At 61.5% G+C, this 25909-nt stretch carries 21 protein-coding genes and 1 pseudogene; 16 read left to right on the top strand and 6 right to left on the bottom strand.

Annotation, left to right across the window (positions count from 1 at the left end):
- Positions 1-129 precede the first annotated feature (129 nt).
- On the top strand, positions 130-516 hold the full coding sequence (locus HDG32_RS28630) for a DUF3331 domain-containing protein (protein WP_184072456.1): 387 nt from the start codon (positions 130-132) through the stop codon (positions 514-516).
- Here HDG32_RS28630 and HDG32_RS28625 read toward each other — a convergent pair.
- A complete protein-coding gene (locus HDG32_RS28625) occupies positions 432-1400 on the bottom strand; it encodes a PAS domain S-box protein (protein WP_184072454.1) in 969 nt (322 codons plus the stop codon). The genes HDG32_RS28630 and HDG32_RS28625 overlap by 85 nt on opposite strands.
- A gap of 511 nt (positions 1401-1911) precedes the next feature.
- Between HDG32_RS28625 and HDG32_RS28620 the strand changes: the two genes are divergently transcribed.
- Entirely contained in the window at positions 1912-2292 is a 381-nt protein-coding gene (locus HDG32_RS28620; protein ID WP_184072452.1) for a hypothetical protein, read from the top strand.
- A 212-nt stretch (positions 2293-2504) separates the two neighbouring features.
- Here HDG32_RS28620 and HDG32_RS28615 read toward each other — a convergent pair whose 3' ends face one another.
- Both HDG32_RS28615 and HDG32_RS28610 read right to left on the bottom strand, forming a co-directional pair.
- Complete coding sequence (locus HDG32_RS28615; protein WP_184072451.1) at positions 2505-4637, bottom strand: ATP-binding protein; 2133 nt, start codon at positions 4635-4637, stop codon at positions 2505-2507.
- A complete protein-coding gene (locus HDG32_RS28610) occupies positions 4634-5785 on the bottom strand; it encodes a substrate-binding domain-containing protein (RefSeq protein WP_184072449.1) in 1152 nt (383 codons plus the stop codon). Before HDG32_RS28610 ends, HDG32_RS28615 begins: the two co-directional genes overlap by 4 nt.
- A gap of 496 nt (positions 5786-6281) precedes the next feature.
- Here HDG32_RS28610 and HDG32_RS28605 point away from each other — a divergent pair, with 496 nt between their 5' ends.
- Entirely contained in the window at positions 6282-6665 is a 384-nt protein-coding gene (locus tag HDG32_RS28605) for an ATP-binding protein (RefSeq protein WP_260336633.1), read from the top strand.
- A gap of 699 nt (positions 6666-7364) precedes the next feature.
- On the opposite strand, the gene HDG32_RS28600 is transcribed toward HDG32_RS28605, so the two are convergent.
- Entirely contained in the window at positions 7365-7841 is a 477-nt protein-coding gene (locus HDG32_RS28600) for a hypothetical protein (RefSeq protein WP_184072447.1), read from the bottom strand.
- Positions 7842-8537: 696 nt separating this feature from the next.
- Between HDG32_RS28600 and HDG32_RS28595 the strand changes: the two genes are divergently transcribed.
- Positions 8538-8948 (top strand): response regulator transcription factor, encoded by a 411-nt coding sequence (locus HDG32_RS28595; protein WP_184037318.1) that lies wholly within the window; start codon positions 8538-8540, stop codon positions 8946-8948.
- Positions 8949-9008: 60 nt separating this feature from the next.
- On the opposite strand, the gene HDG32_RS28590 is transcribed toward HDG32_RS28595, so the two are convergent.
- The gene (locus HDG32_RS28590) at positions 9009-9680 is read right to left on the bottom strand and encodes a response regulator transcription factor (protein ID WP_184072444.1); all 672 of its coding nucleotides are present in this window, start codon (positions 9678-9680) and stop codon (positions 9009-9011) included.
- A gap of 467 nt (positions 9681-10147) precedes the next feature.
- Positions 10148-10366, bottom strand: a complete 219-nt coding sequence (locus tag HDG32_RS37315) for a hypothetical protein (protein ID WP_409340058.1) — start codon at positions 10364-10366, stop codon at positions 10148-10150.
- 513 nt (positions 10367-10879) lie between these two features.
- On the opposite strand from HDG32_RS37315, the gene HDG32_RS28585 reads away from it, so the two are divergent.
- The 12 genes and pseudogenes from HDG32_RS28585 to HDG32_RS28530 form a co-directional block, all read left to right on the top strand.
- The gene (locus tag HDG32_RS28585; RefSeq protein WP_184072442.1) at positions 10880-11305 is read left to right on the top strand and encodes a hypothetical protein; all 426 of its coding nucleotides are present in this window, start codon (positions 10880-10882) and stop codon (positions 11303-11305) included.
- Positions 11306-11322: 17 nt separating this feature from the next.
- Positions 11323-11682, top strand: coding sequence for a hypothetical protein (locus tag HDG32_RS28580; protein ID WP_184072440.1), 360 nt, complete (start codon positions 11323-11325; stop codon positions 11680-11682).
- A gap of 690 nt (positions 11683-12372) precedes the next feature.
- A complete protein-coding gene (locus HDG32_RS28575; protein ID WP_184072438.1) occupies positions 12373-12654 on the top strand; it encodes a hypothetical protein in 282 nt (93 codons plus the stop codon).
- A gap of 424 nt (positions 12655-13078) precedes the next feature.
- Positions 13079-14443: a lyase family protein gene (locus HDG32_RS28570; RefSeq protein ID WP_184072436.1), complete on the top strand. Its 1365-nt coding sequence runs from the start codon at positions 13079-13081 to the stop codon at positions 14441-14443.
- Between the two features lie 319 nt (positions 14444-14762).
- Positions 14763-15848 (top strand): efflux RND transporter periplasmic adaptor subunit, encoded by a 1086-nt coding sequence (locus tag HDG32_RS28565; RefSeq protein WP_184072585.1) that lies wholly within the window; start codon positions 14763-14765, stop codon positions 15846-15848.
- Positions 15845-19018 carry an efflux RND transporter permease subunit gene (locus tag HDG32_RS28560; protein ID WP_184072434.1) on the top strand — a complete coding sequence of 1058 codons (3174 nt, stop codon included), beginning with the start codon at positions 15845-15847 and terminating at the stop codon, positions 19016-19018. Before HDG32_RS28565 ends, HDG32_RS28560 begins: the two co-directional genes overlap by 4 nt.
- A gap of 2 nt (positions 19019-19020) precedes the next feature.
- Positions 19021-20484 (top strand): efflux transporter outer membrane subunit, encoded by a 1464-nt coding sequence (locus HDG32_RS28555; protein WP_184072583.1) that lies wholly within the window; start codon positions 19021-19023, stop codon positions 20482-20484.
- Between the two features lie 380 nt (positions 20485-20864).
- The gene (locus HDG32_RS28550) at positions 20865-21311 is read left to right on the top strand and encodes a hypothetical protein (RefSeq protein ID WP_184072432.1); all 447 of its coding nucleotides are present in this window, start codon (positions 20865-20867) and stop codon (positions 21309-21311) included.
- Positions 21312-21742: 431 nt separating this feature from the next.
- Entirely contained in the window at positions 21743-22930 is a 1188-nt protein-coding gene (locus tag HDG32_RS28545) for a PAS domain-containing sensor histidine kinase (RefSeq protein WP_184072430.1), read from the top strand.
- Positions 22918-23373 carry a response regulator gene (locus HDG32_RS28540; protein ID WP_184072428.1) on the top strand — a complete coding sequence of 152 codons (456 nt, stop codon included), beginning with the start codon at positions 22918-22920 and terminating at the stop codon, positions 23371-23373. Before HDG32_RS28545 ends, HDG32_RS28540 begins: the two co-directional genes overlap by 13 nt.
- Positions 23373-25286 (top strand): ATP-binding protein, encoded by a 1914-nt coding sequence (locus HDG32_RS37095; protein WP_184072426.1) that lies wholly within the window; start codon positions 23373-23375, stop codon positions 25284-25286. Before HDG32_RS28540 ends, HDG32_RS37095 begins: the two co-directional genes overlap by 1 nt.
- 168 nt (positions 25287-25454) lie before the next feature.
- Positions 25455-25711, top strand: a pseudogene (locus tag HDG32_RS28530) (IS5/IS1182 family transposase); the annotation flags it as partial.
- Positions 25712-25909 lie beyond the last annotated feature (198 nt).

The following is a 25909-nucleotide window of genomic DNA, read 5'->3' as shown; positions in this document are numbered from 1 at the left end:
ACGCGGACTGTGAATGGTGGATAAGTCGCCAGCATGCCCGTCGCGGGAGGAGAACGGCGCGCTGCCCTTCGCCGCGTCCCAAAGTCCAGAAGCAATGCTAACCCGATCGCTTTCGCAAGGAGTTTCGACATGCTGGCAAACGCAAACGTGATGGATCCGTGGGAGCAGACCATCTGTCTGCTGGGGACGCCTTCGCGCCGGTTGGCCGCTGTGGAAGGGGCCGAGCAGCGCCGTCAGAAGGCGCACTGTGCCGATGGATGCTTTACCGCCGCAGTGACGCTGATCGACCGGCCGACGTCGTCGACGGCCACGATTGCCTGGCGCGATGCGACGCGCGGCTGTTTCGGCGACCAGGCCTGGCGCATGGCGCGCGCCCGCATGCCGGGCTTCTGCGCGATGAGCGGGCAAGCGATCAATCCCGGCGACGCCGTCTACAAGCCGATCTCACGCCCAACGCCCATCAATGCGGAAGCGATGATCCTGGCCTGCGTGGTGCACGACGCGGCGACTCTCTGAACCGCGCACATCGTTTTTTGCCGCAGCGAACGATGCCTGCTGCAATTTTGGCCGCGCGGCGTGGATAGCGTGTCCGCGGCTTGCGTACGATGGATTCGGCAGTAGAAGTGTTTGGGGGAAACCCTTGACCGCGTGGGGGGGCAAGCCATATGCGCGATCGACGCCGTCAACTCGCCCAGGACGAGCACCCGATTCATTCGAACCAGGTCGGACCGCGCCTGCTCCAGCGCGTCCTCGAGCCGTACGCGCTCGGTGATGTCATTGTTGGTCTCGAGGACCATGGAAGCGCGCCCGGCCGCATCCCGCTGCAAAGTGAGACGGCAACTCACGATGCGCGGGGCGCCGTCGGCGCGACGCCTGGCGAACTGGCCTTCCCAGCTATCGTGCTGATGAAGCCGGTCAACGATCTGCTCGAGCGGTACGACGAATTGAGTGTTGAGCAATGTGTGCACGACCTTGCCTATGGCCGCTGCCCGGTCGAAGCCGTTCAGTGCTTCGGCGCCACGGTTCCAGTAGAGGACCTTCCCGCTCATGTCCCACGTAAAGAAAGCATCGCGCGTCAGTTCGAGCAGGCTGGCCTGATATCGGTGCCGCTGTTCTGTGCGAAGGCTGCGGATAGTGAGAACGGTCACCAGTGCAATCGTGAGATTGCTGATCACCTCATTTACGATGCCCTCCAGGATGGGGCCGGCAGGGCGCGTGAGCCCCCAACTGATCACCGCGAGCGCGATGCACCCTGCGCCCACCAGCATGACCGTGCGCGTCGATCCGAATCTCGCCGACAGCAGCACAACAAGCACGTACAACGTGGCGACGGCGATGTCGAGAACCGTGACGGTATCGGCGAAGAAGATCAGCAACGCCAGTATCGACATCGCGATCATCGCCCGTCCGTTAGGGAAACGAAGGACATTCATTTTCGTCTGGTCTCTGATGGACGCGCGAAGCACCGACGGACGTAAAGCCGCGTTAGTTCACCGCTCAATCGACGGTTCAGGAGGGCGCACGAATGAATCTGTCTTGTCGCGACAGTATAGATCGCGCGGCATGTGACCGGATAGGTCACGGTCGCTCGCTCCGTGTTTCCGCGGATCGCTTTGCGCCGCAAAGACAACGGTCGCCGACAGCGCGGAGAACATCGCATCTGCCGGTAATGGCAGCTTGTAACGAGGCGCATAATTAATCCGTCGGCAGTAGTCTGGTCGTCCACAGTGGCCAAAAGACCGCGACCTGGTGCACGTCGCGATGGCTGCACCTGTTGGTGACTTGTGCACCGCGGTAGGTCGTTAGCTACCAGCTAAGGCACCGATACAGCGGGTTCAGGCCGCGTGCCGGCTGGCTTCAACGAACTCGGCGGACTCTAGCCTTTGTTGGGCTTGCAGCAAGCGCGGCGTGGTGCCTGCATGCCCGAGTCTGGATCGCCTGTCGATCTTCGCACACGACGTGGTCGACGCCTGGCGGGTGCTCGAACCGATGGCCGCGTTCGACGCGCTCGACGGATACGCCGCGTACGTTGCGCCGCGAGGGTGGCCACCTGAACGGTTGCGCGTCGCGCTTCCGGATGCGCTCGAATTCTTCGGCGACGATCAAGTGGCAACGGCGTTCGCGGCGCCGCTCGATACGGTCACATCGCGTCTCAGCTTCGAGCCCGCGACGTTCTGGTTCGCGCCGATGCAGCACGTCGCGTCGCGGCTGTACGACGGCCTCTGCGTCGCAGAACGCCGCGCCGCGCTCAGCGCATTCTTCGATGCGCACCGTGAGTCGATCAGCCTCTAGCCGGCAACGGTGGATCAGGCAGCTCCATGAACGCAACGGCTATCACAAAACGCTGACCGCCATTGCCAACAAGCATGCCCGCATGCTGTGGGTGCTGGTCGCGAAGGACTTCGTTGCCTCCATAGCTGCGCCGTTTGCTTCCGGCGGGAGCGGTTGTCGGGCGGCGCTTGCACCCGCTAGAAAGCGCCGCCCTTTCACGGCGCACACCCATTTCAGTCGATGGCACCGCGTGAACGAACGTCTGCACCCGTCGTGACACCGGACGGGCATGGTGACACGGCCAGGGTGAACTGAAACGCGGCGCCGCGGGGCTCGTTCGAGCTCGCCGACAGACGTCCTCCGTGCGCTTCTATAATCGAACGACAAATCGAGAGCCCCATCCCCATGCCGCCAGCCTTCGTCGTGTAAAACGGCTCAAAGAGACGCTCCACGTTGTCGACCGCGAACCCCGGTCCCGAATCGCGCACGGAAACGAGGACGCGGCCCGATTTGTCGTTGGCGGTGCTGATGATCAGTTCCCGCCGGCCGTCTTCAACGACGCTCATCGCCTCCACGGCGTTGATGATGAGGTTCAGCATGACCTGTTGGAGTTCGACGCGATCGCCTTCAACGGGCGGCAAGTCCTCCGTAAGCTGCATCCGCGTGGATACGCCGCTTTTCGCAACCTCACTGGACGTGAGGGCAATGACCTCATGGATCACCTCGTTCATCTGCAGGCTTTGCTTGAACGGCGGGACGTTCCGGACGAGACCGTGAACCCGGTTCGTGACCTCGCTGGCGCGCTTCGCGTCCTTGATGATTCGATCGAACGCTTGCCGGGCTTGCTCGAGAACCGGCGGATTGGCACCTAACCAAAGCAGCCCGGCCTGAGCATTGGCGACGGTCGCCGCGACCGGCTGCTTGATTTCATGGCTGATCGAGGCCGCGAGGTGCTCCATCGTCGTCACGCGATTCGCGTGCGCCAGCGCCGTCTGAACTTCGCGGTAGCGCCGCTCGCTCTCCCGTAGCTCGGCTTCCGCGCGCTTTTGCTCCGTGATGTCGCGTGAGATGCCGAGCAGGAACTGCGGCTCGCCGCGGGCATCGAAGATCGGGATCTTCATCGTGTGTACGAGGCGCGGCCCATTACGCGTTAGAACCCGTTCCTCCGGCACCTCGACCATCCGCCGCGACTCCAGCACGGCACGATCCTTTAGCGCAAAGAAATCGGCCTCCTGGACCGGAAACAGGTCATGGACGGATTTGCCGATGAGTTCCTCGCGCCGGTAGCCGAGCAGTTGCTCTCCTGCCTTGTTAAAGCGCACGAACTGCAGGGTCACTGCATCCTTGACGAAGACTACATCCGGGATGTTTTCGATGATGCTGTCCAGGAAATGTTCGCTCGCTTGCGCTGCCTCTTCGGCGCGCTGTCGTTCGGCGATCTCGGCCGTCCGGCCCGCAAGCGCCGTGGTGAGTTCGGCCGTGCGCTGCGTGACGCGTGCCTCGAGTTCGGCGTTGAGTTCCTTCAGCGCATCCTCGGCCTGCCTGCGCTGGCGCCGGTCTTCGAGGAACTGCTCGACTGCGCGCGCCATATCGGCAATCTCGTCGCCGCCGTGAACGGGGACGCCGGCGTGCACGCTGTCGACGTCACCGTGCCGCAGGAAGTGACTGACTCGGCGCAGCCGTGCCACGACGTGGCGACCGAGGAATGCGCGGGCGATCAGCCAGGCAAGCAGCAGGCTCACCGCAACTTCGCCGATGACCCACCTGCGCGTGCGGTCCGAGTCTTCGGCCAGAGACTGGACCGCTTTGCGGTAGGCGCGCGTAAAATAATCCGACTGCTGGCGCGCCGCGGCCGCCAAGGCGTCGGCCTGGCGGCGCAGATCGTCGTCCAGGCTGGCCAATGACGCGCCGGGCCGCGACGAGGACGCCGGCGCGGCTGCGGCGCGCAGCGCGGTTTCGCGCACCTGCGCCTCGATGTTGACTGTGTTGCGGAAGCGCTGGCTGGACCGATGCAGCGCCAGCGCATCGACGGTGACGGCGTCACTCGCCGCGGATGCCAGACGGTCTACCAGGCGGTCAAAGGATGCCAGCTGTTCGATGACATGCCGATGCGTCTCGCGCACAGCGTCCGCCGTATCGTCACTGGACAACTGTAATGCCAGGCGTTCGATCATCAGCGTGCGCTGCGCCAGGTCCTGTGCATCTTCCTGGCGCGCCAACCGCTCTTCGGCCAACTGGCGGATCGCGTGGGCCGAACCGGCCAACGAGTAAATGGTCGTGACACCGACCGCGACCACCAGGGCGGCCAGGCACGAAGCGACGAGCGCAAACTGCGCGGTGAGCGACTGGGGGCGCGGTAGTTTCATGGGCGTTGCCAGATGCGGCGATAAATATCGCGGTAGCCGTTGGCGGGGTCGTAAATCAGACGATCACCACCGTCCGCGGCGATGTTGTCCGCCGTCACGAGATGCACAGGAAACACGTAACCCGTGACGTCTCCGCCGGCGAAGAGCCGGTTCATCTCGTCGACCAACTGCCAGCCGTGCAGATTCAGGGGTTCGGCCACGGTGCCGGTCTGGAACGTGCCCGTCCGGATACGCAGGAAGGCGGACTCGCTGCCGTCGCCAGCCGACAGCATGGCCATGGCGGCGTTCGGCATTCCGGCCTGGGTCAGCACCGGGGCGGCGTAGTCGAAGTAGATGTCGTTGACGGCCAGCGCATACGTCCAGCGCTTGCCATACCGCGCGAGCAAGGCGCGTGTCGCGCCCGGCATCAGTTCCTGGCTGCGCGAGATCGCCACGTCGCGCACATCGAGCAAGGTGCAGCCGCTGCACGCGCGCACGACGGCAGCCATTTCATCCGCCTTGCCTTGCGCAATTCGGAAATTGGAATCGGTGAAGATGACGACTCCCGCATGCCCGCCGGACTGCACGATGGCCGCCAGCGCGGTCACGCGCGCGACCTCGAGCGGATCCGTCGCCACGTTCATCGCCACGGGCGTGCCGGGCACCGGTCCGGCCCGGGCCGCGACATGCCAGCCGACGATCGGAATGCTCCGCTCGGCAAACGGCCGTAGCCCGGGCAGCAGGGCGCGTGCGTCGCCACCGACGATGATCAGGCCGTCTGGACGACTTGCCAGCGCATTCGCCAGCATCTTCAGCCGCAGGTCCGGCGTGCCGCTGGAGTCGAATATCTGTACGCTCCAGCCGATGACCTTGGCCGCCTCCAGTACACCGTCGACCACGCCGACGATGCCGCCGTTGCGCAAATCCTCGGCGACGATGGCGACGCGTTTCCCGGGTTGCGCCCGCGGCCCGTTGCGCGGCCCGTTCCAGGGTGCAGCGGGTTGCGCCGCCGCATCGACCACACGCTTCGCTTCCGCCAGGTAGTTACTCGCGGCGGCGACAATCGCGGTGACCGAGGCGGAAGAGGCGGTGGACACGGGGGGAGTCAACAAACCCTGCGCCGCGATAACCGACGGCATGCATACGCATGCCAGAATCAACGCCCTCATGCTGCTCCCTAACGGTCCGCTCGGGGTCGATCGACCCAATTGAAGACGTACCCAAATGCCGCTCGGAGTGCCATCCAAACAAGATACAGCCCAGGCCGCCGCGAGTCATCGCCGCGCTGGGGCAGCGGACTTGCGGGTCGCCGCAAGGAGCCCGCGCGGTGGCGTATCACCACTTGTGCAGTGCATTGACGATCGCGGACCATCTGCCTATGCCGGGATAGCCGAGTCGCTGGCGCTGTCCGGCGCAAAGGCCGCCAGTCATGAAGACAAGTCTGCCACACACGTGACGCAACGATGATGCTTATCGCAGGCCGGCAATGAAGGGGGATAACTTTGGTAAAACGGGGTCCCGTAGCATACCGGCCTCTGCTATTGCAACAGAACCGCAACTCCTCGATGTCGCGCAGGCTTAACTGGAGTCGATAGTACCAACGCGCCGCGCAACTGACCACGACGGCGAGGAATCGCTCTGGTAAAGACACAACTGGCCGACGGCTTGCCCTTCATCGAGGGAAACCGTATCGAATTGCAACAGGTCCTCCTTCACCTGGTGATCAACGCGATCGAGGCCATCAGCGGCGCTAGCGACGGCGCGCGGGAAGTGCTGGTCAGCACGGGGAAGGCCGACGCTGGCTGCGTGCTTGTGGCAGTGTGCGATTCGGGGCCAGGCTTTTCCCCGGAAAGCGCCGAGCGCCTTTTCGCCCCCTTCTACACGACGAAATCCACCGGCTTGGGGATGGGGCTGTCGATCTCCCGTTCGATCATCGAAGCACATGGCTCCGCGGGGCGGGTTCGCGCTTGCCGACAATCGTCCGCCATACCGATGGCTTGGTTTGCCTGCGTCTTTCATCTGCCCCTTGGCGATGCTGTGTCGCAATAAGGCGCTCCGGTAAATTCTGCGGCCCGACGCCGATGCCGGACACGATGGCCACGACGCAGAAACCGCCCCGCAAAACACTTCCCGCGGACATTGACCGGGCGCTCAGACGTCTACACTTCGGCCACAATGCTCAACGGCAGTAGTACCGGCGCACCGGTCTCGGGATTTGAGGCTGCAGCCCCATGCTCAGGACGTGGTGTGTCGAATATGCCTTGAAGATGCGGGCGTCGTCACCTGAATAGCAGATTTGTGCTGTTCGGGCGGGCAATCAGCGATACCGAAGCTCCCCGTTATAAGGTCTGCTCGACCAGGTGCCGCGTCGTTTCGACAGGAAAGTTCGGTTGTTTGCTCTTCGGGCTACGACTCAATATCTCGTCCACTTTAGTTCCCACCAGGTCGTTTATTGGGAACTAAACACTCCTGCGCAAACTGAACAAGACGAGCACTCGGACCTCAGAAACGCCGACTTGACGTCGAGTGCTACCGGTGAAATGAGGGAAGTCGGATAGAAGTGTATTGACTACTATTGGATACAAACTCTGCAAAGGTCGACGGTTCTCCGGTAGACGTTCCGCTTAAGCCACGGGACATAGGTGTATTCGTCGTAAGCGTTTGCGCCGACGTAGATCCAGTTATGCAAACAGTTGGACATGAAAGTCACCTCAAAATGAAGGTTGGGGAAAAAGCGTTGTCGGCGCGTCAGTCGCGTGGCGGCAGTACGGCTACTTCAAAAACGTGACTGTGGTTGCGCTTGTCACGACCATTCCTGCCAGACGAGGAGAACGCGCAAGCGAGAAACAATGTTTTCGTTACGCAGTCGACGAACGAGACGGCTGGTATCAGGAGCGAGTCTGTGAGCTCAAGCGGGATGGCCGGACCGACTGCAAGCACGCTCATCGCGCACAGAAAACAGAAAACGGGCCGCGCGAAGGGGGCGTCGCCTACGACCGCGAGTCCAGACACCACCACGATCAGTCTTGTGCCTACTGTCGCGCCGAGTGCCGCGTCGCTGTCGGTCAATGCGAAGTCCAAAGATATCTCGATCAATTCCCACCAGCAGACAACAAGCGCCGAAATGGTGACTGCGAGCCCGGCCGATCCGCCGATGCGGTTGCCGTTGGACGCCTTTGTTTCCGCCCGCGGAAAACAGCGATGACCTATGCGTTTGCTAAACATGGCTAACCTTTGACGGGCATGCCGAGACGAAAACGTGTGTCTCCAACACGTAACGCATCTGAGCCTGTCGACGCACAGAACGACTTGCAGGTCAACGCTCACCGATAGGCGGGGGCGGGACCTGTCGTGCCTTTAAAGGGAGTCGACTTGTAAGCAGCACCGCCTATGATTGCCAAGATAGACGGCCGGGTGGTATCGAATCCATTCTGCGAGCGTTTGGACTTTCGCCCACCGTTGTTTGTCGAGCTCATACGTCGGTATGGCTCGGCTTACCGTCGCTCTGAAAGATCCGAAGCGTAGGTTTTTGCGTTTGAAGACAACGTCGACGCGGGCCGCCGTGGAGCAGTTCAGTCGCGATAATCGGTAATGGAACTTGCCGGACTGCGCGTCTCGCTCTGCAGAAGACTCTAGCAACCGTAAGGAAAAGATATGGGGACAGTCAGAAGAGGTTCGGGGGCAACATTCCGAGGCAGCACCGCGGCGGTAAGATTAGCCACGAGAGGCGTACTCAAGGTTCCTTGGACGGCGTTCGTAGGATGAAACCTTGAGCGAGGGCGCGCCCGGCAAGTCTCGATGCGGGGGCCGACGCACTGCGTCTCATCATTCCGGAAGGGATAGTCAGACATACGCCGGTATGATGGACAAGTCGACGCTCCAGGGTCTAGATTGAATAAGCAATCATTGGCAAGCGACCTTATGTCCTCCCGAAGCCCCTCGCAACGACAGCCGCGGGCTTCCGTTTCCGGAATCGTCTGGATTGTCGACGACGACGAATCATCCCGCCTGGCGCTCGAAAGCCTGGTGCAATCGCTTGGCTATTCGACCGAAACTTACTCGCTGCCTTCCGACTATCTGGCGGCGCGGGCGTCGCACCTTCGCACCGAAAACGGAGTCCTGCTTTCCGACGTCCGCATGCCCGGCATGTCAGGACTGGAGTTGCTTGACCGTCTTGTCGCACTGGGCGCCGCGCCGCCGACGATCTTCGTGAGCGCGTTTCCCAGCGACGCGTTGCGAGCGCAGGTGCAGTCCAGCACAGCCATCACGCTGCTCGACAAGCCCGTGGACGCGGCGCTCCTGAAGCGAGCACTTGGCAACGTCGGGATTTAGGCAGGGGCGCTCAAAACAGCGTTTTCGGACCTCTTTCCATCAATGGCGGCTGGCGCGAGCCTAAGGGCGCGGCTTTGTTTGTTGCCGCCCAATTTCGAGTGCGGCGGCCTTGAAGACGAGATCCGGGAGTGAGCGCGCGCCCATTTTTTTCATCAACTGGCCGCGATGGATTTTCACCGTGATTTCGCTCAGGTTGAGTTGCGCGGCGATCTGCTTGTTGAGCATTCCGCTGACCACTAGCGCCAGGATCTCGCGTTCGCGCGGCGTCAGCGAGGCGTACGCGGCGCGTACAGCCGCGAGGCTGTGTTCCTTTTCGAGGCGTTGCGAGTCTTTCGAAATTGCCTCGGAAATCGCGTCGAGCATATCCTGGTCACGAAACGGCTTCGGGAAAAAATGGAATGCACCAGCTCTCATTGCTCGCACCGACATTTCCATGTCGCCATGCCCCGTCATGAAGAGAACCGGCATTTGCAGTCCCTCGCGTGCCATCGCCTGCTGGAACGCCAGACCGCTTTCGCCTTTGAGCCTGACATCGAGGATGAGACAGCTCGGGCCAGCGGGTTTGCGAAACGTCACGAATTCCTGCACGGAACAGAACGTCTGGACGGAATACCCGACGGACTCCAGTAGATCGCACAGCGCGAGGCGGATGGACTCTTCGTCGTCGACGACGAAGACAGTCGAGCCGCGGATTCCACCCGTGGACGACGGTATATGCCGATCGGTAGCCATAAACGAGTCCTCAACACGCCACAATGCGGCGGACTAATGAGACATTTTCGCCCGCTTGACAGAGACGCATCCGCGCCGTTTTGCGCCCGTAAGACGCGTTTCAAGTATGACACGGTAAAACGGGAGTAGGGTAAATGTCCGAATGGAGGTTTGCCGCCGCCCAAGCGGCCCGCTACCCTTGCATCTACGTCTGCAACGCGTCGCACGAAGCGGCTGGAACATGAACCGCGGCATGGGGCGAGGGATACACCCTCTGTTCGGAGCTTACTATGTCGTCGATGCCAGAGGCGTGCTGCAGATTTACCTCTGCGCGCCTTGGCAAGCGCAGCCACCCGGCCCCGCTTGACGCGGGGGCAGCACAAGAGCAGGAGATACCGGAAAACAGCTGCTGTTGGCCGCTGCATGCCCCGGCAGCACAAACGCAGCCGCAGACCGCCCCTGCCGCCGCGGGCTTTAAACCTGCGGTTTTAGGCGCGCTGAGTTGCTGCACGCGGACAATCGTGCCGTTCGACAGGGATCGCGGAGCGAAACACCGCACTGCCAGGCTCGTTCGGCGCCTGCGTCGATGCGCTCGCCATGAGTCTCGGCATGGACCTGCAAATGGCAAGGCCCATGCCCTTGCCTCCCGCTTTCGTCATATAAAACGATTCAAAAAGGTGTTCCAGCTCTCCGTCGCGCAGCCCCACGCCGGTGTCTCATGCTTCGAGCGATGGTGTCCGGCGCCCGCGGGCAACGATCACGCTCACCATATCGCGGCGTAGAGCCCCCGCTTTGGCGCGGTGACCCGGAAGAACTGCTCGAGCAGCATTCGGCTACGGCCCCACAGTCGCCCACTCGCGTCGCGTACGCAATCGTTATCGAAATCTCGGGGGCAGAGCCTATACGCCCGTATCTTCACGCAACACTGAACACTGTGCCGGTGCATCCCAACGTAGAGGCGTTCCTTCCTTCCGTGTGATAGCCCAATTTCGGTCGCGGCTATACCGTAAACCCATGCCCGATGCAGCCGCGCTTTGCGCCTACAACGGCCTCCGGTCTGACTAGCGCAGGCGGCTTCGAGCCAAATCGAGGTTCCGTCAAAACTTCGCGTCGCTTGTATTCGCAGCAGCCCCTTTGCCCCGGCGGGGACGTTTGATACTTAGAGCGCAGGCTGCCCGTTGTCAACGACTGGCCGATGCGAAAGACGCAAAGAGGTGGACATGAAAAGCCGGAGCTTCCTGACACATCAGGAGATTTTCAACCACGCTGTAGAGCATTTATTCGGCCAGGCGCGAGCCTCCCTACTGCCTCGCGGCGGCGGCGCCTATCGAGGCTACTGCGGCAGCTGTCCGGTCGGCAGCTTCATTAAGCCGCGCGACTATATGACGGCAATGGAAGGCGTGCCCATCCGCTACGTCGCAAAACCGCCAAAGGACGTGCCGGCTTATATGGATATCGGTGTCGCGGCGCTCAAGCGCGCGCTGCTTCGCTCGCGCATCGATGTATCCGATCCGGTGACTGTCGAATTGCTTAGTTGTCTGCAGAACGTCCACGATGTATTTGGCACATGGGAATGGAGTGAGCGGCTGGCATCAATTGCTCGACAATTTGCCCTGTCGGCCACGTTTCTGAAAGCCGCTGCTTGAGGGTTGCAGGTGTCGTGATGCAGTGCGCAAGAGAGATCTACGAGCGCGTCAGCGCTCATCTGCTTAACCAGGAGGCCGTCTCGGAGGACGAGAACGGCTCATGCCGGCTGCGCGGCGACAACGACCGCGAGTGCGCGGTCGGATCGCTCGTTAGCGACGAGTTCTATCACCCGGACATCGAAGGGATCGGCATTTCGTACTATCGACACGCCCGGGACGGCAAGCTACTGCAGGCGCTGTATGCATCCAACGTCAATGCCTACGATCCGGGCATTGCCGATCTGCTGTGCGAACTTGAGGAGATTCACGATGGCGCCAGCGTCGATCAGTGGCCAGATCTTCTCGCCGCTCTCGGTAAGCGGTACGGGTTCGTCTGATGCGAGGGTTCGCGAGTCGTAGCGGCCGGTGGCATGCTGATTGATCAGCCACAGGATAGTGAAGCGTGCGTCGCGACCAGATTCCGTCGTTTGCGAGGAAAACCGACGTCCGTTTTCGCCACGACCGTCGTCGCGCACTTCCAGGAGGCAGTCGCGGCCGCTTCGCTCCAGTGTATTGGTCACGGTCTATGTTGATACCTCGACGGACGCGCCAAACGTTTGGCTCGTCACCGATATCTCGGTAAAACGATAGCTGCTGCGGTGCAGGCGCGAGCGAATGAGATGGCGAAAAAAACGAATCGCATTATCGCGGCCACCGGAACAACACGCATGGGTACACGCCGGCTTTCCGCACGCTGCTGAACGACGGTATCGGACCCTACACCTGAGCGGATTGGTCTTATCCCTGTCGCCGCGTGCGCTATACCGCCGTATAGGCTTTGGACGGGCAGGTAGACGCGCCATAACCGACGGTACGATATCTTCCTGGGTCGCTAGCGTCTATCGTGGGAAATGTGGACAGCGCCTTTGCACAGGGGCGATCGACGGAGTCTGATTCATCCGGCGGCCTCCGAAACGTGATCGTCCAGTGGCATTCGCGCGGCTCGGATGCACGGTAGCGTGCGAGCCAGACCTCGATACGCATACTGATAATTGAGATCCCGTCACACCCTACTGGAGAAGTAATCCATGTTTGACGAACGAGCACGAGTGAAGGCATTGCAGTTTGCGCAAGCACATCCTTGGCGTCGGGACGTCAAGCGGCGAAATACCGGATTCGCTGTCACCGCTGCGACGCATGTCGTCTCCTGGCGATCGCTCATCCAGACAGTATCTGACTTCCTGTTGAACATCGGTGACGCTGCGTTCACCTCGGCGGTGTCGACAAGACCGGTGTTGTTGGCCCAGGCATTGCCGCGCTACTCGGCGCTCGCCATGCCGCTAAAGTTTTCTCTTTCCTGTGCGCGATGAGTCTTTTTTGCGTTGCCCTATCGACCCCAATGGCGCTTTGGCGTCCGCGCGCCTTGGCTTCGCGATAGTCATCGACTGCGAAACCGGGGTATTTCCTCGGCCCGTTTCTGCGCCGAGTCGGTGCACTCCGATTAGCCGTCAGAAATTACCCGCATTGGGCGCCGGAAATAAACATGCGGCTATACACCGGCTTCACGAGATCGTGGTCTCACCAACGGCTGCTAAGGAAGTGACATGTCAAACATTTTGCGTAACTGGTTCTATGTAGGCGCCAATGCCTACCGCGAATATAGCTTCTCGCCTCGTTCGACCGGAATGCATACCGACGAACCCCGTCCGAACCAGCTCCGCCTTTGATAAGCAGAGCGGCCGCTATTGGCTATTGCGTGTGTTATGCAAGCACTCATCCTTGGCAGGAGTGAATATGGAGATCGGCAGATCAGGTTTCCGGGTCGAATACGATTCGCTGGGCAAGCGGGAAATACCCGAGGAAGCGCGATATGGCATTCACACGCCTGGCGCCGTCGAGCACTGTCCCATATCGGGGACGCCGGTAGGCGCATACCCAGACCGGCTGAATGCGCTGGCGGCAGCCAAGCAGGCTGTCGCAGAAGTGAATGCCAAGTTGCGTCTACTTGAACCCCCACTTGGTGACGCAATCGTCGCCTCTTGCGTGGAGGCACAGAAAGGACGCTTGTGTGACCAGTGCTTCGTCGACGTGACTCAGGGCCGCGCTGACACTGAGAACGACATGAACGCCGACGAGGTGATATGCAACCGCGCTCTTGAAATTCTGGGTCGTCCGCGCGGCGACTATGTTCATCTGGATCCAGGTGCGCGCATGTGTCCCGGAGGCGGCAATGTCTATTCGACCGTACTTAGGATCTCGATCTGCGCTGCGATTGAACACCTATGTGACGGGTGCGATGCGTTGCGGTCCGCCTTCGTCAGAAAGGCGCAGGAATTCCGCGATTTGCTGCAACTCGACCGAACCACCCAGTTATACGATGCAGTTCACACCACGCTGGCTTTCAAGTTTTTGACGCATGCGCTTATGCTGGACGAACAGATGGTCAGGTTGCGAGAGTCATCCGCGCAGCTTCGTGAAATCTATCTTCGCGCGACGATTGACGCGGGCGCTACGGCCCATTCCGGATATGAAGTCGAAGCGGTTGAAGTTGAAGCGGTTGATGCAGTAAACGCAATGACCGCGCTCGGTTTGCCTATGGCGTCAACTCCGATTGAAAGAACCCAGGAGTGTGCCGCGTATTTGCGGATTTCCGGCATTTTGACCGACATCGCCGTCGAGCTTTCGAACGCGAGCAGCGACCTCCATCTGATATCCATCCGGGCACTATTCGACGTGCCCGAAATCGATCTCGCGTGGATGCGGACCGACTGCTTTGTCACGCCTGGCAGACCGAATGCGGTGATTTCCGATGTCGTCCGTCAGATGGCACTCCGGATTTTGGCGAGCGACGTCGCGGTCACGTTCGCGGCTGAATCGGTTCAGGTGCATCCATGCAAGACGCTGGCCGAGCACTGCATCAGGGAGATCGCGGCCGCTTCCGAACAGATCCGGGAGATGCCCGAGTGTCGTTGCGCGATGGCGACTGCGGCAAATCCCTATATTGGCGGCAAGAGTGCTCGCATACCCGGCGCGCATTCCAGATACAGCATGCTAAGAGAGGCGGTGCTGCACCGGCAACTGATAGCCGAGGAGGAACTCGACCGGGCCCTTTGCGCTGGCGCAGGCGATTTATCGGTAGTTTTGTCGATGCCGGGGTAGAGAGCAAAAGACCCGTGAGGCAAGTGTGCATGTAAGCGCGCGAATCAGACGCTGAGTGCGCGCGTCCCATCGGGAGGGCACATGTTGCCGGCATGCCATGGCGATACGTAGGAGTCCAGCGTATTGAGAGATTGTTTGCGCACCCATGCTGACGGCGAACCGTGCTTCATTGCATGGCGGGTCTACAGCATCGGGAAATTTTTTACCTGGATCAATCCTCTGCCTTGTGAACATCGTGAAACATTCCGTTCCTGTCGCGCCTAAAATTGCACGTATCTTCTTATCTTCGTTCATACGCTTGCCCAAGCGGACGCACGTGATGGTCGCGGCTTGCAGCGCAATCCTGCTGTCGGCATGCCAGCCACGCGAAGCCGCCGCTCCTGAGCCGAAGCCCGTGGTCGCCCTGGCCGTTCACGCTGACGGGCGCGCGGTAGGTGCGTCGCTGCCGGCTCAGGTGCAGGCGCGCTACTCGACGGCGCTTTCGTTCCGGGTGGGCGGCAAGATCATCGAACGGCGGGTTCATCTCGGCGATGCCGTCAAGGCGGGACAGGTTGTTGCACTGCTCGACCCGACCGACCTGCGCAATAACCTGGCCAATGCACGAGCCCAGCTCGATGCCGCCGAACATCGACTTGTCTACGCGAAGCAGCAGCTCGACCGCGATCAGGCGCAGGCGCAGGCGAACCTGATCGCGCCGGCGCAACTTGAACAGACGCAGGACGCCTACTCCACCGCGCTCGCCCAGCGTGATTCGGCGCTCGCCCAGATGGCGCTCGCCTCGGACAATCTGCGCTATGCGACGCTGACAGCGGACCACGACGGCGTGATTGCCTCGGAGGACGCCGACACGGGCCAGAACGTTCAGGGAAGCCAATCGATCTATCATCTCGACTGGACGGGCGACGTGGATATCGTCTGCGACGCGCCCGAGCGGACGCTGAACTCGCTGACAGTTGGCAGCATGGCGCGCGTGACGCTGCCGGCGCTACCCGGCAAGACCTTCGAGGCGCGCGTGCGCGAGGTATCGGCTGCTGCCGATCGAGAAAGCCGCACCTGGCGCGTCAAGCTGACGCTGGCCGCCCCGAGCCGCGACGTGCGCCTCGGCATGACGGCGATTGTGGGGTTCGATGCCGTCGGCGACGCGCACGTGGGGCAGATTTTTACGCTGCCTGTGACGGCGCTCTTTCACGAGGGTGAGCACCCCGCTGTCTGGGTGGTGCGCGCCGGCAGCGACACACTCGAACTGCGCCCGGTCACTATCCAGCGATATGACGAGCGCACCGTCTCGATCGGATCGGGCCTCCGCGACGGCGACCGCGTCATGCTCCAAGGCGCACACGCCGTGAGCGCAGGCCAGCATGTGCAGGTGGTGCCCCCGCTGGATCCCGAGGGCTTCCCGTCATGAGGACGCGCGACAGTGAATCCGCAGGCAACAGCGCGCCCGTCCCGCGTTCCGACGCCGAAACGCCGGGTGAAGGTGGCTTTAACCTGTCTGCCTGGGCGTTGCGTCATCAGCAACTGGTGATCTTTCTGATCGGGCTCGCCACGCTTTTCGGCGTGATCGGTTATACGCAACTCGCGCAGTCGGAAGATCCGCCGTTCACCTTCCGGACGATGGTGATCAAGACCTACTGGCCTGGTGCGACTGCGCGCGAGGTGCAGGAACAGATCACGGACCGGATCGGCCGCCAGCTACAGGCCGCGCCGCACATCGACTACATCAAGAGCTACTCGCGGCCTGGCGAGTCGATGATCTTCTTCGCCATGAAGGACTCCGCGCCCGTCAAGGCAGTGCCGGAAACCTGGTATCAGGTGCGCAAGAAGGTCGGCGACATTGCCGCAACGCTGCCGAAGGGAACCGTCGGCCCGTTTTTCAACGACGAATTCGGCGACGTCTACACCAACATCTATGCGCTTGAAGGCGACGGCTTTTCGCCGGCGCAACTGCACGACTACGCTGACAAGCTGCGCACAGTCCTGCTGCGCATACCCGGTGTGGCGAAGGTCGACTATTTTGGCGACCCCGATCAGCACGTCTTCGTCGAGATATCGAATGCGCAGCTCACGCGGCTTTCGATCACGCCGCAACAGCTCGCGCAGGCGATCGACGCACAGAATGCCGTGGCGCCCGTCGGCACCATCACGACCGCGGACGACCGCGTGTTCGTGCGGCCGAGCGGCGCATTCAAAGACGTGCAGGCACTCGCGGACATGCTGATCACCATCAACAAGCGCACGTTCCGGCTGGGCGACATCGCGAAGGTCACACGCGGCTATGACGATCCGCCGGTGACGCAGATGCGCGTCGGCGGCCAGGCGGTGCTCGGCATCGGCGTGACGATGCAAAAGGGCGGCGACGTGATCGACCTCGGCAAGGCGCTCGACGCAAAAGCCGCCGAACTGCAGGCCACGCTGCCGGCGGGTCTGAAACTCGCGCCGGTTTTGAGCATGCCGCACGCGGTCAAGCACTCGGTGGATGAGTTCGTGAGATCGGTTGGCGAAGCGGTGGCGATCGTGCTGGTCGTGAGCCTCGTCTCGCTCGGCCTGCGCACGGGCATGATCGTCGTGATCACGATTCCGATCGTGCTGGCGGTGACGGCACTGTGCATGCACGTGTTCAATATCGGGCTCGATAAGGTTTCGCTCGGCACGCTCGTGCTCGCGCTGGGGCTGCTCGTCGACGACGCGATCATCGCTGTCGAAATGATGGCGGTGAAGCTGGAACAGGGCTGGAGCCGCATGCGCGCAGCGGCCTTCGCCTATACAAGCACGGCATTCCCGATGCTGACAGGCACGCTCGTCACCGTATGCGGCTTCCTGCCGATTGCGCTCGCCAAATCGAGCACGGGCGAATACACGCGTTCGATCTTCGAAGTGTCGGCCATTTCGCTGATCGTTTCGTGGTTCGCGGCAGTCGTGCTGGTTCCTTTGCTGGGCTTCCACATGTTGCCGGAGCGCAAGGGCCATGAGGGCAGCGGCCATGGTCACGATCACGACGTCTATAGCACCGGCTTTTACCGGCGCCTGGGGGGCTGGGTGTCATGGTGTGTCGAGCGTCGCTGGGTCGTACTCGGCGTCACCGCGGTGCTCTTCGCGATTTCCATGCTGGCCTTCACGCGCGTGCCGCAGCAGTTCTTCCCGAACTCGGAGAGGCCAGAGCTGCTCGTCGACCTGCGGCTGCCGGAAGGCGCCTCCTTCGAGGCGACGCTGCGTGAAGCGAAGCGCCTGGAAAAGGTGCTCGACGGCAAAGCCGGGATCGAGCGCTTCGTCGACTTTGTCGGCACCGGTGCGCCGCGCTTTTACCTGCCGCTCGACCAGCAGTTGCAGCAGCTCAACTTCGCGCAGTTCGTGATTTCCGCTAAGAGCGTTGAGAAGCGCGAGGAACTGATGCGTTGGCTCGACGGCATGCTCGAGAAGGACTTCTCCGGCATGCGCACGCGTGTCGCTCGGCTCGAGAATGGTCCGCCGGTCGGGTTCCCGATCCAGTTCCGCGTGAGCGGCGACGATATCGCGACCGTGCGATCGCTTGCTCAAGAAGTGTCGGACAAGGTCCGCGCCGATCCCCGCACGCGCAACGTCCAGTTCGACTGGGACGAGCCGGCGGAGCGCTCGATCTCGTTCGAGATCGATCAGAACCGCGCGCGCCAGCTTGGCGTCACGTCGGAAGATGTGTCGAACTTCCTCGCGATGACGCTATCGGGCTACACGGTGACGCAGTACCGCGAGCGCGACAAGCTGATCAACGTCGATCTGCGTGCGCCAAAGAGCGAACGTGTCAATCCGGCGCAGCTCATGAGCCTCGCGATTCCGACGCCCCACGGCCCGGTGCCGCTCGGTTCGCTCGGACACGTGCGCGATACGCAAGAGTACGGCGTCATCTGGCAACGCGACCGTCAGCCGACCATCACGGTGCAGGCGGACGTGCGCGGCGACGCGCAGGGGATGGACGTGACCCACGACATCGAACATGCGCTTGCCACGCAACGCGCCAAGCTGCCGGTCGGCTATCGCATTGAGGTGGGCGGCGCGGTCGAAGAAAGCGTGAAGGGCCAGACGTCGATCAATGCCGAAATGCCGTTGATGATCATCGCCGTGCTGCTGTTGTTGATGATCCAGCTCAAGAACTTCGCGCGGACCTTCATCGTCGTGCTGACGGCGCCGCTCGGCCTGATTGGCGTCGTGGCCGCGCTGCTGCTGTTCGGCAAGCCCTTCGGCTTCGTCGCGTTGCTGGGCGTGATTGCCATGTTCGGCATCATCATGCGCAACTCCGTGATTCTGGTCGACCAGATCGATCAGGACATCGCGGCGGGGCATGGACGCTTCGACGCGATTATCGGTGCAACGGTGAGGCGTTTCAGGCCGATCATGCTGACGGCCGCCGCCGCCGTCCTTGCGCTGATTCCGCTGCTGCGCTCGGGCTTCTTCGGCCCGATGGCGACCGCACTGATGGGCGGCATCACGATCGCCACAGTACTGACCGTGTTCTTCCTGCCCGCGCTGTACGCGGCGTGCTTCAGGGTCCGGCACGACGACCGCGGGATGCAACAGGTCGTGGACGAGCAGACGGAGGTTTGATGATGAGCGTCGCCTACAAGACATCCGTGATGGCCGTGGCTGTGGCCATCGCACTGACGGCCTGCACGTTCGGCCCGAACGGCGCACCCCCGGCGATGCCTTCGCCCGTGCACTACGGTGCCGAGGCACAGCCGGCGAAGACCGTCGCAGCGGGCGGCGTGGCGCAGCAGTTCGATATCGGCGCAGTGGGCGTTCCGCAATGGTGGCACCTTTATCGGTCGGACGCGCTGAGTGCACTGGTCGAGGAAGGCTTGCGCAACAGCCCCACGCTCGGGGCTGCGCAGCGGACGCTCGCAGCCGCGCAGCAGGAGCTGCGCGCCCAGGTCGGCGCATCGACGCTGCCTTCAATCGATGCTGCCGCACAAGTCGATCGCGGGCGTTCACCGCTTGTGCCCGGCATTGGCCCCAGCGAGGTTCGCTATAACTTTTTTGCCGGACAGGTTCTCGCGTCCTACACCTTTGACCTGTTCGGTGCGACGCGTTCGGCGAACGCGGCCAGCGCCGCTCGCGTAGACGTGCAGGCGTATCAACTGGAGGCGGCGCGGCGCGCGCTGGCGGCAAACATCGTCGGTACGACGATCAGCGTGGCGGCACTCGATCGCCAGATCGCGCTCACCGAACGGCTCGTCGCCGTGGCCAGGACGGTCGCGAACGAGGACCAGCAGCGGTACGCACTCGGGTCAGTTTCCCGTGCGCAGGCGCTCGCATCGACGCAGGATGCGGCTACGGCTGCGGCGAGTCTTCCTGCATTGCGCCAGCAGCGCGCCACAGCCATCCATGCGCTCGCGGTGCTGATGGGCCGCACGCCGGACAACGCCCCGGCCGTTCCCGATCTCGACAGCCTGGTGTTGCCCGAACACGTGCCTGTCGAGGTGCCGTCGGTCCTGCTGCGTTCGCGCCCCGACGTTCAGGCAGCCGACGCCGCCCTGAAGGCCGCAGCCGCCGATGTCGGCGCTGCGACCGCGCAGCTCTTTCCGAGCCTGTCACTGACGGGCTCGATGGGCCGTGGCGGCTTTAGCTGGCCCGCGCTTCTCTCGGGAGCGGGCGGACTCTGGGCCATTGGTGCGAGCCTGACGCAACCGATTTTCCATGGCGGCGCGCTGTTCGCGCACCGCAAGGCGTCGATCGATGCTTACGATGCGGCCGTGCTGAACTACAAGTCCACCGTTCTGTCGGCGTTCCAGAATGTCGCGGATTCGCTTGCCGCGCTGGATAACGACGCACAGACACTCGCGTCGACGGAAGCGGCGGCGGAGGCCGCGAGGGCGGCATTCGATGATACGGCGTCGCGCCATCGCATGGGCTCCCTGCCTTCTACGGCACAGTATGCCAGTGAGCAGCGGTTTCTAAGTGCACAGCTCACCTCGATTCGCGCAGCAAGCCAGCGTATGAGCGATACTGCGGCGCTGTTCCAGTCGATGGGCGAACTGCCGGCCGGTCAGTCGGTAGCCGCGTCAAGAGAATGATCGTCCCTCGATGAGTTCGGGATGAGCGGCCCTTGACCGGGTCGCCATCCATCGAGAGTAGCTGTGGTGCCAGGCGCTAGTTAGGCACCCACAACATAAATGAGCCGGCATTTCTGCCGCGTCGAATGACACCAGAAAATTCATCCTGGTCGGTCCGTATGGAGCATCAGAAACTGATTGCCTGCCACGAATGCGATCTACTATTTCGCAAACCTACGCGTCTGAAAGGGCAGGTTGCCAGCTGTTCGCGCTGCGGTGCGAGCCTGAAAGGGATGCATGGCACCGGGCTGCTACACGCACACGCGGACGGCGAAAATCCGCGAGACTACAGGCTGGCTCGTGTTTTGCCTGTCGACCCTCGCGGTTCGGGCAAGTTCACCATGGCAATCCGTCTTCTAAAAGTACTCGTCATACTGCTGATTTCAGGCGCAGGCTTCTGCCCAGTCGCGGCGCACGCGTACGCGCTTGATGGGCAATTCGACTGCAGGGCGAGTCCACACGCGTTTATCGGGCAGCTCATCAACAACCAGTACATCGACCCGAATCCGATGCACGTTGAGGCGAATTCGGTCAACGCGTTTCGCCCAGCGCAAGGCAGCGACATAACGGCCTTCGGCTTTCGTGTCTACGCCGTGCTTGGGTACGAGCAGGACAACGGGACGTTCAAGAAGGGCCGCGGCAATGCGTTCGCGGGCCCGCTGTACGGCGCTGTGCTGTCCGCTCCCAGCGACGCGGTCGAATCGCGCGTGCGCGATGCTGGCAGCAACGCTACCGTGCGCGTGGTGATTCCGTTGTTGCTGACCGCGGTGGTCTGCAGCCCGTCTTGACGTGCGACGTCCGTACCCCCAGGGTGCAAGGCTTCCTGCCTGCCACGCCTCTTCGGCGCCGAAGTCAGGCTGGGAGCCTGCCAATGACCGCTTCTCAAGAGAGCCGAATGAGTACTTCCGACCCATTGAACCTGGCACCCCATCTGCGGCAGCTACTGAACCCCTGAGCTGCCATTCGCCGATTTGCTTATCCATGTTTGTCAAGCGGTGTTGAGCGGTTTAACGGAAGACTTCCGGCGGTCTATTTGGCAGACGAATCGTTGGTGGACCACACCCGCACCATCGCGATGATCGAGGTGGACAACGGGCACAAGCATGAGCCGGCTCGCCAACGCATCCGCGTTGGGGCGTCCCCGCCTGCTCAACGATCGGAACTGGGACGACTATAATTTTTAGTTCAGGGGTCCGCACCATTGGCAACGAGGCGAAGCTTGGCGCACTTGCACCTGGACTTGCAAAGTCGCTCACCGATTCTGCGCTACGGCTTATCCGTCGTCTGCGTTGGGGCTGCACTTGGGCTGGCGCTCGTGTTCCGGTCTTTCGGGATCCACGACGTCTACGGGTCCCCCTTTAACTTCGCCATCGGCGTTGTTTGCTGGTATTTAGGGGCAGGACCTTCCGTGCTGGCAGTCGTGCTATCGGTGGCATCCTACGATTATTTTCTTTCTGAGCCGCTGTACACCATCGGTCTTCCAAGCAAGGATTTTCCGCGTTTTTTAGTTTTCACGGCATGGGCCTTGATCTTTGTCGCTTTCGTCGCTGCGCGACGGCGAATCGAAACTGAGCTTCGTCACACCAGCGATCGCCTTCAGGCCGAATTGCAACAGAGTCAGCATAAAGAAAGCGAGATTCACAGGCTCAATCAGGAAGTCACCGCGCGGGCTGAGCAGCTTGAAACGAGTAACAAGGAACTGCAATCCTTCGCCTATTCCGTCTCGCACGATCTACGCGCGCCACTTCGCCATGTGATCGGATACTCCGAGCTACTACAAAAACAGGCGGCTTCTTCGCTCGATGATAAAAGTCGTCGCTACATACAAACGATTGTCGAGGCGGCAAAAAGAATGAGTAACCTGATCGACGATTTGCTGGCCTTTTCCAGGGTCGGACAGGTGGGGACCACAAAGATGCCGGTGAGCCTCGACCAGCTCGTCAAGGAGGTCGTTGCGGAGATCGGGCAAGACACGAGAGGGCGAGACATTGTATGGACAATCAAGGCTCTTCCGGTCTGCTACGGGGATCGTCCCATGCTCCGGTTGGCTATCACCAACCTCGTCGCCAATGCGGTCAAATTCACACGCATGCGAACGCGGGCCGAAATCGAGATTGGTTGCGTGGACCCGAATAAAGACGTGGTAGAGGTGTTCGTCAAAGATAATGGTGCAGGCTTTGACATGCGGTATGCGCATAAGCTGTTCGGCATTTTTCAACGACTGCATCTCCCGGAGCAGTTTGAAGGTACTGGCATCGGACTAGCTATCGTTCAACGCATCATCGTCCGCCACGGAGGCAAGGTCCGTGCAGAGGGGGTGGTGGATCAGGGCGCTACTTTCTATTTCTCACTGCCTAAAGCACACGGTGCAACGGCAAAGACTGCGAGGACACCATGGACCAACTAGGACGCATTCTGCTCGTCGAGGATGACCCGAGAGATGTCGAACTCACTCTGACCGCGCTGTCAGACTGTAACTTGGTAAACGAGGTAGTGGTTACCCGAGACGGAAAGCAAGCCTTGGATTACCTCTATTGCAGGGAGGAATTTGTCGATCGCTTCAACGAGAACCCTTCAGTCATGTTACTGGATCTGAAACTCCCCAAGGTCGATGGCCTGGAAGTCCTGGACACAGTGAAGTCGGACGAACGTTTGAAGCTCATTCCCGTGGTGGTGCTCACATCGTCGCACGAAGAGGAAGATATGATACGAAGCTATAAACTCGGGGTAAACGCGTACGTCGTAAAGCCGATCGACTTTCATGAATTTGTAAAGGCCATCAAGCAGATGGGTGTCTTCTGGGCAGTCGTCAATGAGCCACCGCCGGGCAGCATGCGGAAGGGGCAATAATGTCGGGGCTTCGCATTGTGTTGCTGGAAGATAACGCGAATGACGCCGAACTCATTCAAGAGCTCCTTCAAGCCGATCATCTCTGCTGCGAAATCGTTCGCGTGCAATCGCGTGCGGACTTCGACGCTGCGTTGAAAACCGTTGGAATCGACCTGATTCTCGCGGATTACAAACTTCCGGCGTTCGACGGCCTCTCGGCATTGGAGGTCACTCTGCGCGAACGTCCCGAGGTGCCCTTTATCCTGGTTTCCGGCACGCTTGGCGAAGAACTGGCGGTAGAGGCGCTAAAGAGTGGCGCTACCGATTTTGTTCTGAAGACGCGGCTGTCGAGGCTCGTGCCCGCAGTGCGGCGCGCGCTGCGCGAAGCAAGTGAGCGCGCCGAACGCAAGAACGTCGAGCAGGCGCTACACCGGAGCGAGATGTATCTGGCGGAAGCCCAACGACTGAGCCACACAGGGAGTTTTGGCTGGCACCTATCGAGCGGCGAGATCTATTGGTCAGATGAGACTTATCGAATATTCGAGCTCGACGCTGCCATCAAGCCCACCGTGCAGGCCATCATCGACCGGACGCATCCGGACGATCGTGTCCGTCTGCAGCAAATCATTGACCGCGCCGCAAGCGAAAGGAAGGCATTTACGGTCGAGCATCGTCTGCTGATGGCTGATGCTTCTATCAAGTATGTTCGAGCTGTGGCGCATGGCGTGAGCGGCTGTGGTCCGGATCGCTTCCGTTTCGTGGGCGCGGTCATGGATATCACCGAGCGCAAACGCACCGAACAAACACTGCTCGAACGCGAGTCGAAGATCCGGCGCCTCGTGGATGCCAACATCATCGGGATCATCGTCTGGAATTTCGATGGTGAGATTCTCGAGGCCAATGACGCATTTCTGCGCATCGTGGGATACGAGCGTGAAGATATAGGCTCAGGTCGCGTAGGCTGGAGGGATCTGACGCCGCAGGAATGGCTCCCGCGCAGCGAACGGGCCCTGGTGGAGGCCGGGCAGACGGGGCGCGCCCAGCCTTACGAGAAGGAGTACATCAGGAGGGACGGTAGCCGTGTGCCCGTTATGGTCGGTTTGGCCACGTTTGACGCAAGCGGGACGGAAGGTGTGGCATTCGTCGTGGATCTGACCGAGCGCAAGCGTGCCGAAACCGAAGCCCACGAGAGCGATCGGCGTTACCAGGAGGTGCAAAGGGAGCTGGCGCACGCGAATCGTGTCGCAACCATGGGCCAACTCACGGCCTCGATCGCTCATGAAGTCAACCAGCCGATCGCCGCGACGGTCACCAACGCCCAGGCGGCGCTGCGATGGCTCGCCGGCCAGCCTCCCGAAGTCGAGAAGGCCCGGCAGGCGCTCGGCCGGATCGTCGACGACGGTAACCGAGCGGGGAACGTAATCGGCCGCATCCATGAACTGATCAGGAAGACGCCGCCACGGAAGGAACCGGTGGACATCAACGAGGCAATCCGCGAGGTGATTGAGCTCACCCGTGGCGAAGCGTGGAAGCACGGCGCCTCGGTGCAGACGCATCTCGCGGACCGGTTACCGCCAGTTGAAGGAGATCGGGTCCAGTTGCAACAAGTCCTCCTTAACTTGCTCATCAACGCGATGGAGGTGATGAGCGGTGTCAGCGATGGCGTGCGGGAATTGCTCATCAGCACGGCAAGAGCCGACTCGGGCTGTGTACTCGTGACGGTGCTCGATTCGGGGCCTGGCTTTGCCGCGGACAGTGCCGAGCGCCTTTTCGCTCCTTTCTACACCACCAAGCCGACCGGCTTGGGGATGGGGCTGCCGATCTGCCGTTCGATCGTCGAGGCACACGGCGGCCGATTGTGGGCAAGCGCGAACGTGCCGCACGGCGCGATCTTTCAATTCACGGTGCCCGCCCATCCAGACGCTTCATCGTAACTGCGAGCAGCACGAGAACTTCCTCGCGCTGCTGTCCGTCCGTTGGCCAAGGCAGAGATGCTATGTGGGACTACCCACGCCAGACCCGTGTAGGGCAACGCTAATTAAGTCCACCGAACCGGTACGTCAAGCGTCAGAGATCGGATCGAACGAGGAAGGCGAAACAGGATGAAGCAGCAGACGCTGGCGATGGCAGCCGATCAAGGAACGGGTTTCGAGACGCACCGCAAACGCACGCGGCGCGACGAGTTTCTCGAACCATGAACGCGATCGTGCCATGGGCGCAACTGTGCGCGGTGATCGAGCCGCATTATCCGAAGCGCGGCAATGGCCTCCCGCCTATTGGTCTTGAGCGCATGCTGCGGATCCACTTCGTGCAGCACTGGTTCAATCTGGCCGACTTCGCCTGTGAAGAGGCGCTGTACGGCAGCGCCAGCCGCCGCGTGCTGCCGGATGAGTCAGGTTCATGTCGACCGTGAAGAGACCCTCGCTAGCTGATGCCGCGAGGCCGTTGGTCCCGCGTCGGCTGCCATTCGCGCGATCGAGGAAGGGACCAAAACTGGCCTATTCTGTTGAATCGCCGCGCAGCGCCTTCGACCTGCCCGTAAAAACGGTCGACCACT

This window comes from Paraburkholderia sp. CI2 (genome assembly GCF_014201055.1).
In the GTDB taxonomy this organism is placed as follows: domain Bacteria; phylum Pseudomonadota; class Gammaproteobacteria; order Burkholderiales; family Burkholderiaceae; genus Paraburkholderia; species Paraburkholderia tuberum.
Note: the sequence above shows the minus strand (reverse complement) of the source record. Positions and strands in the feature narration are given on the sequence as shown.